The sequence below is a fragment of the Psychrobacter sp. Ps1 genome (assembly GCF_022129425.1).
Taxonomy (GTDB): domain Bacteria; phylum Pseudomonadota; class Gammaproteobacteria; order Pseudomonadales; family Moraxellaceae; genus Psychrobacter.
Map to the genome: position 1 here is coordinate 33,589 of NZ_JADQAN010000024.1, position 13,031 is coordinate 46,619.

Annotated in this window: 10 protein-coding genes; 6 read left to right on the top strand and 4 right to left on the bottom strand. The window is 43.4% G+C overall.

The genetic code is table 11. From position 1 onward, the window contains the following. Nucleotides 1–25 precede the first annotated feature (25 nt). The 4 genes from htpG to ispH all read right to left on the bottom strand — a co-directional run bounded on the left by htpG (nt 26) and on the right by ispH (nt 4,628). Entirely contained in the window at nt 26–1,987 is a 1,962-nt protein-coding gene (htpG, locus tag I3249_RS11485) for a molecular chaperone HtpG (protein WP_238070049.1), read from the bottom strand. A gap of 518 nt (nt 1,988–2,505) precedes the next feature. Beyond that, nucleotides 2,506–3,321, bottom strand: a complete 816-nt coding sequence (locus tag I3249_RS11490) for a thioesterase family protein (protein ID WP_238070050.1) — start codon at nt 3,319–3,321, stop codon at nt 2,506–2,508. Between the two features lie 54 nt (nt 3,322–3,375). Further along, on the bottom strand, nt 3,376–3,624 hold the full coding sequence (locus I3249_RS11495) for a hypothetical protein (protein WP_238070051.1): 249 nt from the start codon (nt 3,622–3,624) through the stop codon (nt 3,376–3,378). Nucleotides 3,625–3,671: 47 nt separating this feature from the next. Further along, nucleotides 3,672–4,628 (bottom strand): 4-hydroxy-3-methylbut-2-enyl diphosphate reductase, encoded by a 957-nt coding sequence (gene ispH, locus I3249_RS11500; protein ID WP_238070052.1) that lies wholly within the window; start codon nt 4,626–4,628, stop codon nt 3,672–3,674. Nucleotides 4,629–5,001: 373 nt separating this feature from the next. On the opposite strand from ispH, the gene gmk reads away from it, so the two are divergent. The 6 genes from gmk to I3249_RS11530 all read left to right on the top strand — a co-directional run bounded on the left by gmk (nt 5,002) and on the right by I3249_RS11530 (nt 12,885). Then, a complete protein-coding gene (gmk, locus tag I3249_RS11505; protein ID WP_102091897.1) occupies nt 5,002–5,628 on the top strand; it encodes a guanylate kinase in 627 nt (208 codons plus the stop codon). A gap of 164 nt (nt 5,629–5,792) precedes the next feature. Beyond that, nucleotides 5,793–6,053, top strand: a complete 261-nt coding sequence (gene rpoZ, locus I3249_RS11510) for a DNA-directed RNA polymerase subunit omega (protein WP_057761396.1) — start codon at nt 5,793–5,795, stop codon at nt 6,051–6,053. Between the two features lie 339 nt (nt 6,054–6,392). Continuing rightward, nucleotides 6,393–8,591, top strand: a complete 2,199-nt coding sequence (locus I3249_RS11515) for an HD domain-containing protein (protein WP_238070053.1) — start codon at nt 6,393–6,395, stop codon at nt 8,589–8,591. A gap of 105 nt (nt 8,592–8,696) precedes the next feature. Further along, on the top strand, nt 8,697–9,077 hold the full coding sequence (locus I3249_RS11520) for a RidA family protein (protein ID WP_057761400.1): 381 nt from the start codon (nt 8,697–8,699) through the stop codon (nt 9,075–9,077). Nucleotides 9,078–9,224: 147 nt separating this feature from the next. Continuing rightward, the gene (locus I3249_RS11525) at nt 9,225–11,513 is read left to right on the top strand and encodes a primosomal protein N' (RefSeq protein WP_238070054.1); all 2,289 of its coding nucleotides are present in this window, start codon (nt 9,225–9,227) and stop codon (nt 11,511–11,513) included. 217 nt (nt 11,514–11,730) lie between these two features. Then, nucleotides 11,731–12,885, top strand: a complete 1,155-nt coding sequence (locus I3249_RS11530; RefSeq protein ID WP_238070055.1) for a cation diffusion facilitator family transporter — start codon at nt 11,731–11,733, stop codon at nt 12,883–12,885. Nucleotides 12,886–13,031: the final 146 nt, after the last annotated feature.

Sequence of the window (13,031 nt, forward strand, 5' to 3'; positions counted from 1 at the left end):
TCCCTTTTTTGCTAATTACTAAACATTATCTCATCAATAGCTCATTGACGCGTTTTAGGTAAGCGGCTGGATCGTCTAGCTGACCGCCATCTGCCAATAATGCTTGATCAAAGATCACCTGTGCCAAATCATCAAACTGCTCACTGCTCTCAAGCTTCTTGATGAGTGGATGATCAGGGTTTACTTCTAGCGTTGGCTTACTTGCTGGTACATCCTGACCCATTTGTTGTAGCATCTGAATCATTTGTGGTGATAGCTCACCTTCACCTACAACCAAGCAAGCTGGACTATCAACCAAACGAGTAGATACTTTGACGTCTTTAGCACGCTCGCCCAACGCAGCTTTTAGCTTATCAACAACAGGCTTTAGCGTTTCTTGGGCTTTATCCGCTTCCGCTTTTTCTGCTTCATCTTGCAAGTCGCCTAAATCTACGGCGCCTTTGGCGATGTTTTGCAGCGGTGTCTCATCGAATGAGGTCAAGAAGTTCATTGCCCATTCATCAACACGGCTGGTCATCAAGATAACTTCGATGCCTTTTTTCTTGAATAATTCAAGTTGCGGGCTGTTTTTCGCAGCGGCTAGGTTATCAGCGGTGAGGTAATAGATGGCTTTTTGGCCATCTTTCATACGGCCTTTATAATCTTCAAAGCTTGTCACCAGACCGTCTTGGGTGCTAGTGGCATAACGCAATAGCTTGGCAATACGCTCTTGGTTGCCTGCGTCTTCGCCTAGGCCTTCTTTGATGACATCACCAAACTCTGCATAGAACTGAGCAAACTTCTCTTGCTTGTCACTGTCTTCGCTATTCGCAAGGCTTGCGAGTAAGGTCAAGATACGGCGAGCGTTACCATCACGAATAGATTTTACATCACGTGACTCTTGTAGGAGCTCACGGCTCACGTTCAATGGCAGGTCTGCTGAATCGATTACCCCTTTCACAAAACGCAAATACATCGGTAGCAATTGCTCAGCTTCGTCCATGATAAAGACGCGCTTCACATACAGCTTTAGACCATGCTGCTGCTCACGAGTGTATAGATCAACTGGCGCTTTTTTAGGGATATATAGTAGCTGCGTATACTGTACGCGACCCTCTACACGGTTATGCGTCCAAGTAAGCGGCGCATCCATGTCATAAGAGATATTTTTATAAAAATCGACATATTCATCGTCTTCAATTTCAGAGCTTGAGCGAGTCCATAGTGCACTGGCTTTGTTGATTGTTTCCCACTCATCAGTGAGTACCATCTGGCCACCAGCAGGTGTGTCATCGTTCTCGTCTTCTTTTACATCTTCTTGCCAGATCTCTTTACGCATCTGAATCGGCAAGCTGATATGGTCAGAGTATTTATTAACCAGGCGCTTAATTTTGCTGCGATCCAAGTAATTATCTTCGCCCTCGCTATATTCTTCTTTTAGATGCAAAGTAATCGCCGTACCGCGCATTTCTTTGGTAATAGGCTCAACAGTAAAGCTACCTGTGCCATCTGATACCCAGCGCACGCCTTTATCCGCAGGCTCACCTGCTTTGCGTGATTCAACACTGATGGTGTCAGCGACGATAAAACCTGAGTAAAAACCAACACCGAACTGACCAATCAATTGACCATCTTGTTTTTGTGATTCAGACAATTTGTCTAAAAACGCTTTGGTGCCTGATTTAGCAATTGTACCTAGGTTTTCGATTGCATCGGCTTCATTCATACCAATACCATTGTCGGTAAAGGTAATGGTTTTGGCGGCTTCGTCAACAGCGATGCGGATTTTTAATTCGCCATCATCTTCATAAAGGCTATCATCATTTGTGCCTTCAAAGCGCAACTTATCACAAGCATCCGACGCATTAGATACCAACTCGCGGACAAAAATATCAGCGTTAGAATATAGTGAATGCGTTACCAAATGCAGTAACTGCGCCACTTCCGCTTCAAACGTATGTTTTTTTAATTCTGGATTCAGACCTTCAGCTTGAGTTGCTTCACTCATAAAAACTCCTTTAAATTCTATGAAAGACCTATTATCAGATAACGATATACTCACTAAAGCCGTTCTCATAATGTTAGAGAACTTACCGTATGCAATACCGTTAAACTGTCTATACTAATAGGGGCATTGAGAAAAAATTCAAGCTCAAAATCTTTATTCAATAAAAAACACCGCGCTTGTTCATCAAGGCGGTGCTCTGGTATCAGTTATTTACTTACTCAGTTATTCACTTGCTTCGTCATTTAATTGCTCAGTTATTTTCTGATATAATAATCAACGCGCAAATAACAGCAACTATTCTGAATATGCTTCTATCAATATATCCCAGAGAGTCGTCAGCTTTTTTGAAAATTGAGTATGAGTTTTCATAGTAACCTCTATGTCGATTAACATCGGCTTGTTAGTAATATTATCTTGTTAGCTACTATTAAAACCATTTCTCTATTATTTGTATAATTAATTGATTGCAACGTATTATTTTATTTTACAAAACTATAAGCTGGCTGACTCTTAGCCTTTTAGCGTGGCATCGGACGAATAGTAAGGATTTGCTCACTACGACCAAAAGGGCCGTATACATCGTGCAATACCGCACTGGTCAATCCGATACCATCATCGCCATATTGTTGTACAGCCTCGATACCGAGCCAGCGACCTTTTGGCGAGCGATGCATATGGATTTGCAAATCAGTATTGGGAAACATCCACTCTAACTTAGACAAACCAAGACCCAATCTTGGTACAACACCATTGGCAGTATCAACCATACCTAACAGATGCACCAAGTCATCAGTCGCCTCGCCTTCTACCATGTCTAGATCATTGGTAATCCATACCATACCGCGACCAGAACGACGGTCTTCTGTCGCTACTAGACGTACGCTTTCAATAAAGCCGCCCGGCCAGCCTTTCATACCTTCCCAAACTGGCAACTCTTCAGGTTTGTATTCTGCTGGTTGATCTTCAAGTCCAGCAATCTCGCTGGTATCTTGAGTAATTAGTCGCCACGCTCTTGCAATGATAGCATCGCGGCCGCGGCTACTCATGACCGCTTCGACCAGCTCAATAGTCTTACCCGGTCGGATACAGCGAGTAGTGATAGTAAAATCGTCAAGCGGTATTAGACCCAAGATATCGAGGCTCACACGTGCGATACGAGTATTAGGTTGTGGCGCGAAGCTGTTAATCTCGGCTGTTAATAGGCCTGTTGCTGGCGCCATGTGCTGCTCATGCTCATTCCAAGCACCTTGTGCATGCTTGGTTGGCTGATAATGCGCCACACTGACACCGTCTTCTTGTAACTCTCGTTTGATAAATTTGTAATAAGCAGTCATAGCTATCCTATATTTGGCACTTTCATCTGTATTTTTTATTTATGCTTGTACTTTCTACTTATGGATAAGTTCTTGTTTTCTTAGCGTGAGAATACGGCGAGCTTTTTGTATGAAGAATAACAAACAGATCATTACTACTGCGAGCATCGCGTAGAAAAAGCTTTTTTCTGCCATAAACTTCATTATATTCATAAACAATACAAAAACTACTGCTGCCATCACTAGCATATTGAGCTTTAGTTGCTTGTTGACTTCAGCGAGCGTGGCCTTTGCCAATACAAATCTGGCTTTTGGTTCTTTCATGCGACCTTATCCATATCAATGATGGTTCATACAAATACAAACACTAATTACTTACCAACCTGAGTAACAGGAATCCGCAACGCTTTTGGCAGACTAAACGTTACGTTTTCCTCAATACCAGATAGCTCACTAGGCAGATCACCACCCCAGTCTTGCAGCTGTTGCAATACTTCTTGGATCAACACTTCGGGCGCAGATGCACCAGCGGTCACGCCTATACTCTGCACACCATCTAACCAACGCTTGTCCATCTCACTGGCATTATCGATTAAATACGCTCGGCAATTCATACGCTCAGCCAGCTCTCGCAAGCGATTGGAGTTTGATGAGTTTGGCGAACCAACTACCAAGACCACTTCACAGCGACTGGCCAAATCTTTTACCGCATCTTGGCGGTTTTGAGTAGCATAGCAAATGTCATCTTTGCGAGGGCCTTGGATACTAGGGAATTTTTCACGCAGCGCATCGATAACGCGAGCAGTATCATCCATCGATAAGGTTGTCTGAGTCACAAATGCCAAACGTTCGGCATCTTGTACAGTCAATGCAGCCACATCACTCTCATCTTCGACCAGATGAATCTGCCCACCATGGCGACGATTGAAACGCCCCATAGTACCTTCGACTTCCGGATGCCCTGCATGTCCTATCAACACTGCATCCATCCCATCTTGCGCAAACTTTGCCACTTCAATATGTACTTTAGTCACCAATGGGCATGTCGCATCAAATACTGTAATATCACGGCGGTCAGCCTCATCTTCAACCGCTTTGGAGACCCCATGAGCGGAGAAAATAACGATAGAGCCATCTGGCACTTCGTGAAGCTCTTCAACGAATACCGCACCACGATTGGCCAAGTCTGACACCACAAACTTATTATGCACAACTTCATGACGGACATAAATGGGCGGCTCGAAACGTGTCAATGCTTCATTAACAATCGCAATTGCACGGTCCACACCAGCACAAAATCCACGGGGATTGGCAAGATAAATTTGCATAAAAAGGCCTATCATTGGATAATTTATAGTTAAAACGTATTTTTGAATTTTTTATTCAAAAGTTGGGGCGAAATCAATGCTCTACTTTAGCATAATTTGCTTTTATCGCTCTCTAAAATAGCTGTCTGCTCATAGCAATATTTTGTAGGCAAACCTCAGCATACTTACGACATATTGCAAAACCAGCTTTAACTTGTATAAAAGCAGTTTATAATAATGCATCTATTATAATTTCTATCGCCATACATGATGGCGTTTTTTATTTTTTCCAGTCTTTGTTTTTGACTGAGCCACTACTTAATTTTTTATCAACACGCATTTATTACAATACATTTTACAAGTTACCAAGACACCTTCTATTAGGATACATTGTATGACAGGTTCATTATTCATCGTTACTGCCGCTTCGGGTACTGGCAAGACCTCATTGGTCAAGCAGTTGCTTGCAACCACCAATGACTTGACTGTCAGCGTCTCTCATACTACTCGCGCACCGCGTCCAGGCGAGATTGATGGTCAGCACTATCATTTCACAGATACCGATAGTTTTACCAATGGTATCAATGCGGGTCTATTTCTAGAGCATGCTGAAGTATTTGGTAACTATTACGGCACGTCAGAGGAAAGTGTACGTACTCAGCTAGCGGCGGGTATTGACGTTATTTTGGAGATTGACTGGCAAGGCGCAACGCAAATTAGAAATATCTTTCCCGATGCCATTATGGTTTTTATTCTACCACCCAGCATTGCGACATTACGTCAACGTCTCTCAACCCGCGCGCAGGATTCTGTAGAAGTTATAGAGCGCCGTCTAGCTGGCGCGGTCACCGAAATGGCACAATATGTGAATGCTGACTATGTAGTAATCAATGATAATTTTGATGTAGCCTTAGCTGAGCTAAAAGCCATCATCGTGGCCGACAGGCAGACACTTGGTCGTCAGCAGCAGCGCTATCATCGTACGATTAGCAACTTGCTAAACACTCAGGTAGAAGAGTAAACTACGCACAAGCAGCTAATCTCGTAAGTAGATATAAAAAGCAACTACGCGACTTGGCAAAAAATGCTATAATATTTAGCTATCCCCCTTTATATTTTTGATATTATTTTTATTGAGTGGCGGGCAAGGTCCGTTACTAATAAAAACAACCGAGGTAGCTATTTATGGCACGAGTGACGATTGAAGATTGTTTGGATAATGTTGATAATCGCTTTGAGCTAATTTTGGTCGCAAGCAAACGCGCCCGTCAATTGGCCAAAGGTATTGCCGAGCCGTTGGTTGACGTTGATAACGACAAGCCTACAGTATTGGCATTACGTGAAATTGCCGCTGGCAAAATCACACGCGACATCCTGAATCAGCCAGAGCATAATTTTGCTACTAGCTCATTAGATTTAGCATTGTCAGGCGACCACAGCTTCTAATAGGCTGTTTTGATAAGATGTATTTTATAGAGCCAATAGTGTTTTTATAAAATAAATACACATCTTGATCAACTATAGAGACCACAGCATAGGCTGTGGTTTTTTGGTTGTAATAATAATGTATTGGCTATTTTGGTCACCATTTATCCCCAAAATAGACCACTGAGTGAAATTTTTTCATCGCCCACACGCTTATCAGTTGACATTGAAAGCGATTTGCGATTAATTAGAGAATGGCGTACTCATCCTTAAGTTTTGTATGGTAGGTCATTATTTAGCCTCCATTTGCTTCGGTAAGTGGCCCAACAAGTAGGTCATGGAAAATAGGATCATTATTTTATGAGTCAAACCCTACCCAAACTCAGTCATCACCTCGTCGATGATGCTCAATATAATTTACTACGTTCGGTAGGTTATCTCACTGCTGCTGAGCGCCGTGATATTGTTGATGCTTGTGAGTTCGGAGATATTGCGCACATTAAAGACAAGCGCAAATCAGGGGAACCTTATATCACGCATCCAATCGCTGTCGCTGAGATATTAGCGGGCTTTCGCTTAGATCGAGATACCATCATTGCAGCAATTTTGCATGATACGGTCGAAGACACCGAAGTCAGTGATGAGCAAATCAAGCAGCGTTATGGCGAAATTGTATCAAGACTGGTCGATGGTGTGACCAAGCTAAAGTCATCTTCACATAACAAGCAGCAAAATAAAGCGGCCACCTTTCATAAAATTTTGACCGCTACCCTTGCTGATCCGCGTGTACTTATTATCAAGCTTGCTGACCGTCTACATAATATGTCTACGCTTGACGCGGTACGTCCTGAGAAGCAGCGCACCACAGCTCAAGAAACCTTAGATTTTTATGTGCCATTTGCACGGTTAATGGGTCTGAATGATATTGCTGACTATATCGAAGTATTGTGTTATCGCAATTTAGACTCTGATATGTACAATAAGTTGTCTGATAAACTGCTACAGCATGGGCTTGGACGAAACTTTCAAAGAGAGTCCATTCATCGTTATTTGAGTATCGTGCTAAACAATTTGGATCTCAATGGTTTGGTCAAAGTCTTAGACAATAGCGTGGTCATATATCGTCAATTTTTCCGCAATCGTGGTGAGATTAACGCGCTACTGCGTCACTACGCGTTTGAGATCGTCCTCGACAATATCGAAGCCTGTGACAAACTGGCCTATTACTTAATCAAAAAATATCAGATTGATGATACCCATATTGCGGATAATATTCGTCGTCCGCTACCAGGTGGTAACCAGTCCCTCACCCTCATCTATGAGCGTGATAATGATGTAGTAAAAGTCACTATATTGACTAAGCAAATGCAGAGCGCCGCTAGACTTGGGGTCATCGGCGCAGAGCACGCATCTGATGTCAGTCAGTCGGTTATCCAAGCGTCATTGCGCAATATGAAAGATTTGGTCGATGAAGACAATCTGAATGAAAACAGTCCTGATTTCTCAGCAGCTGTCTCTACCATTAATGAGCTGATGGATTATCTGCACTCTAGTAAAATCATTTGCTACAGTCCCCAAGGGCGTGCTTACGAGCTTCCTCAAGGGGCAACCGCGCTAGATTTTGCCTACGCGGTCGGGCCTATGATTGGTAACGTTGCCGTTGGTGCAAATATCGATGGTAAAGCTGCAAAGCTTGGCACCGTGGTAAAAAATGGACAATCCGTTGAGATAGAAGTGAATAGCCACTCAGAACCAAAAGCGGAGTGGTTAGGATTTGTAGTGACTAACAAAGCCCGTGAAGAGATTTTACGTTGGTTCAAAGATCTGTCTGTCGCTGACAAACAACACCATGGCAGGCAAGCATTAGATCGTGCGCTCCGAACGCATCAGAAAAGTTTTGATGATTTGACAGATGCTGATTGGAAAGACCTGACTGAATGGCGCGGTCTGACAGAAAAAGATGCGTTATTTGAACAAATAAGCTCAGGTACGCTACTTCCTCAGCTAGTCGTGACACGTTTATTTAGCGATGAGCTGAGCGATCTACAGGCAAAAGTACATAGCGACGACATGACCCAGCCGCAACAGCTGATTGCAAATGCTGCTGGCGTCGAGCTTGATTTTGCCAATTGCTGTCATCCGATATATGGCGACCCTATCGTAGGGCATTTATCGCGTCATGGTTTGGTCGTTCATCGTCATAAGTGTTTCTCACTGGATGATATCCGCAAAGACAATCCTTATCAGGTCATCCAGTTACGTTGGCGCAATGACAATGCAGTCAAACAAGGTGACATCGGCGAGCATGACTTAAAAAACAGCGGTAAGATTCGTTTTCCTGCTTATTTAAAGCTCTCTATTGCGCTTAGTGACGAGCAAATCAGCGAAGTTATCTATCACTTACGCCAGCTCAATATGGGTGTTGAAACCGTTGATGTTCGCAATACTGATACCATTATTCATATCGTGGTACGTAGTCGCAACCACTTAGCACAGGGTATTCGTGAACTACGCTCGCTGCTAGGTTTCCCTAACATTATACGGTTATATCAATTATAATAAGCTGATTTGCATCACTGATATAGTCGTGATGCAAATAGCTAAAATAGAACTGCTATTCTAGTAGCCATGAATCACTCACATAAAATATAAAAGGGACACCCCATGACTCGTCAAACCATCCAAACTGATAAAGCACCTGCAGCGGTCGGCACTTATTCACAAGCTGTAAAAGTCGGCAATACTGTTTATATCTCAGGTCAGCTTGGTTTTGATCCTGACACGATGGAACTAAGAGAAGGTTTTAAAGCACAAGCTGAGCAAGTATTTGAAAACATCAAAGCTATCTGTGAAGCAGCTGGTGGCAGTCTAAATGACGTGGTTAAATTCAATGTATCTTTGACTGACTTGAGTGATTTTGCTGTCTTGAACGAAGTGTTTGTCGCCAATCTAAGCGAGCCATATCCTGCCCGCGCTGCCGTCCAAGTAGCTGCTCTACCTAAAGGTGGCGTGGTAGAAATTGAGTCTATTCTTTATATCGAATAAGACAATATTGAATGCTTAGTATTAAGTGCTAATTTTAGCAACAGCCTATAAGTCATATCACAATAAGCTTAGCATCATGCTAAGCTTATTGGTCTCCGTTCTATTATTCTGATCTCATACTCACCTAATAAGACTGCGAAGCCGTTTATGTTGGTACAAGTTGCTCTGCCCGTTCCCCTTTATCGGGTGTTTGACTATAGCCTACCAGCTGATATGCTTGCTTTGCCAAACAGTGCGATACCGCAAATTGGCAGCCGTGTTGAGGTTTCGTTTGGTCGTCAGACTCTGATTGGTATTGTGATTGCTCATATTTCACAAGACGATAGCAACGTACCTGTTAATAAGATCAAACCCATCAATAAATGTCTAGATGCTGAGCCTATTTTGGACTCGGACATGCTAAAGCTTGCCTATTGGTTAGCACGCTATTACCACTATCCACTTGGCGACGTGTTAGCAGTTATCCTACCAAGCCTTGTCCGTCAAGGAAAACCATTAGACTTGCTGATTACCCATTGGCGCATTTTGCCTCATATTACTGATGATGATTTTCGAGCCAATGCCAAGAAACAAAAGCAGCAGTTCGACATGCTAAAGCTACATGGTCAGCACGGCGCAAGTGAAGATGTATTGCTACTAGAAGGTATGCAACGAGCCTTTTTAAAGACGCTAGAAGATAAAGGGCTAGTCGAGCGCTATATTCAGCCAAAACAAGCACCTGCTCCAGTTAAATTGGCAAAAATGCCACTTGATCTTAATGATGAGCAGAAACTTGCTGTCGACGCTATTATTGCTGCCCATGAGTCCGATACTTATACTGGTTTTTTGCTCAACGGCATTACTGGTAGTGGTAAAACCGAAGTTTATCTGCAAGCAATGCAAGCCATACTAGAGGCTGGCAAACAGGTTCTTATTTTAGTACCAGAGATTGGCCTCACACCGCAAACGCGGGCAAGATTTGCCAGTCGGTTCGCCGCCCACATTGTGCTATTGCACTCTGGTATGACCAATACTCATCGCTTGCAAGGTTGGCAAGACTGCCGTACGGGTCATGCACAAATCGTGATCGGTACACGTTCGGCTGTGCTATATCCTTTCGCAGACTTAGGCCTAATTGTCGTTGATGAGGCGCATGATGGCTCTTACAAGCAACAAGACACGTTACGTTATCATGCCGCTGATGTCGCTCTCTATCGAGGATTACGATACAAAATCCCTGTCATACTCGGCACTGCCACACCTTCTCTTGAGCATTTAAAACTGGTCGATGATGGCAAACTAGTAGAATACCAACTGCTTACTCGTCCAGGTAATGCCAAGCCTGCAACCATGCAGCTGATTGATGCTCGCTTGCAAAGTACCCATCAACAGGCTCAAGATGACGGTGCGCGCTATGATACAGGGCTGACGGATGCCATGATCGGGGCGATACGGCAAACGCTAGAGGCCGGTGATCAAGTACTAATATTTTTGAATCGTCGTGGCTATGCGCCTGTTCTCTTATGCGAGGCTTGTGGCTGGCAAGCTGACTGTCCGCGCTGTGACGCGCACCTGACCGTTCACTATAATAGCCAAGCTCAGCGAAACAGTTATTCAAACAACTCTTATTTGAAATGCCATCATTGCGACTGGCAAGCCTATATCCCTACCGTATGCCCTGATTGTGGTAGTCAAAATTTGGATGCCAAAGGTATGGGAACGACAAGGCTCAGCGAAAATCTACACGCAATCTTTGCTAATCCTCAAACTAGCAAAGAGCTCTATCCGATTATTCAAATAGACCGTGATACCACAAGACGCAAAGACAGCTGGGAAAATATTTACGAGCAAATTAATAAAGGCAACCCTGCCATATTGGTCGGTACACAGATGGTCGCCAAAGGTCATCATTTCCCTAATGTCACGTTGGTTTGCTTACCCAATGCTGATCGCGGATTTTTATCAGCAGACTTTCGCTCACCAGAGCATACCGCACAGCTCATGATTCAGGTGGCAGGCCGTGCTGGTCGAGGTGACAAAGCTGGCCGTGTATTGATTCAAACGTTGCAGCCTGATAACGAGTTATTATTAAAACTGGTCAAAGACGGCTACTTGTCATTTGCACGTGAGTTACTGCAAGAGCGTCAAATGATGGGCTTACCTCCTCATCGACATGCTGCCTTAATACGCTGTGAAGGCAAAACATTGGCAGCCACCACTCAAGCACTCAAGGATGCTATTGCGCACTTGCCTAATGCTCATAACCTCGCTGTTCTCGGTCCTATTGATGCGCCCATGAGTAAAAAGAATAGCCGCTATCATGGTCAGCTTTTGCTATTGGCTAAAGATCGTCGTCAATTGCACCATGTGTTAGGACAGTGGTGGCAGCCAGTGCTTGCCCTACCAAGTGCTAAATACCTCAAGCTTACTTTGGACATTGATCCTGTCGGTTGGTAGTTTTACCTTAAAATCTAACCAATAACCGTCTATGTTCCTGCTCATATCCGTCTTATGTTTACTTCGTCGTTACAGCTTCTTATGCTTGGCTATGTTAACTTTATAATGATCAAATGGCATACGATCAAGGCTCTATGCCTACTCTACCCATAGCAAACATCACTTATCAGTAAGTATCATCTATCGAACGTAACTATCAGCGAATTTGAGTATTATTATGAATCCAAATAGTCCAAACTCTGACGAGCATAATCATAACCAGCAGCATGATAGTACTGATGTGTCTAAGTACACTCAGGAAAACCAAGGCCATCACGATCATGATGAGCATCTAGAACAGACAACCACAGCACGAGATACTAAAGGCTATCAGCGCACCTTGCTGTTCAGCTTTATTATCATTACTGGTTATATGTTTATCGAAGCCATTGGTGGGTGGCTTACCGGTAGTTTGGCTCTGCTATCTGATGCAGGGCATATGCTAAGCGATGCGATAGCGCTTGGCGCCACTTTGGTCGCATTTAAAATCGGCGAAAAAGCGGCTACCCACCAAAAAACTTTCGGCTACAAGCGTTTTGAAATATTAGTTGCTACGGTGAATGGCGCGACACTTATCATAATCGCTTTAATGATTTTTTATGAAGCGATTAAACGCTTTAATTCACCGCCAGAAATTGCGACTCAAGGCATGCTTATTGTGGCGACTATCGGTATGCTGATCAATATTTTGGTCGCTTGGCTAATGCACCGAGGCAGTCAAAGTGGCGAGCCACACAGCCATAGTCATGGCATGGATGATGCCAAAGTCTCAGAACAAAAATCTGATAATACAGAACCCGTTAACCTCAATATGCAAAGTGCCTATTTGCACGTATTGAGCGATTTATTAGGGTCAGTGGCTGCGATTATCGCTGCACTACTTATGATGGGTTTTGGTTGGGTATGGGCAGACGCAGTGGCATCAGTAATCGTTGCTGTGCTTATTTTAATCAGTGGCTACCGTGTCGTACGTGATTCTGTGCATATATTAATGGAAGGGACACCCGCCAATATATCACTAGTCGACGTAGAGCAAAAATTACTCAAAAACGCCCAAGTACAAAAAGTACATGACCTACATGTTTGGAGTATTACTAGCGGACTTAATGCACTCTCTTGTCACGTGGTAGTCGATGGTGAGATGAGTATCCATGAGTCAAATACTCTAATTGCCAATCTCGAGAAAAGACTGCTGGAGCTTGGCATTCACCATGCTACTATTCAGGTTGAAAGCTCGTCTCATCCGCAGAATATCTCACATAGCGATGCCTTGGTCTGTGATATTTCGGGACAAGTACCTGCTGGCAACAGTCATATTGGTCATAACCATTAACGATACATTTTCAGTTAAGTGATTGAATAAAGAAGTCAGTAACTTGAAACACGACCTAGAAAATACAAGTATAACCCCACTCTCAACTTCGAAAGTGATTGAAAAAAGAAGAGCACCTCACTAATCTATTGTTTTCGACCAAGAAT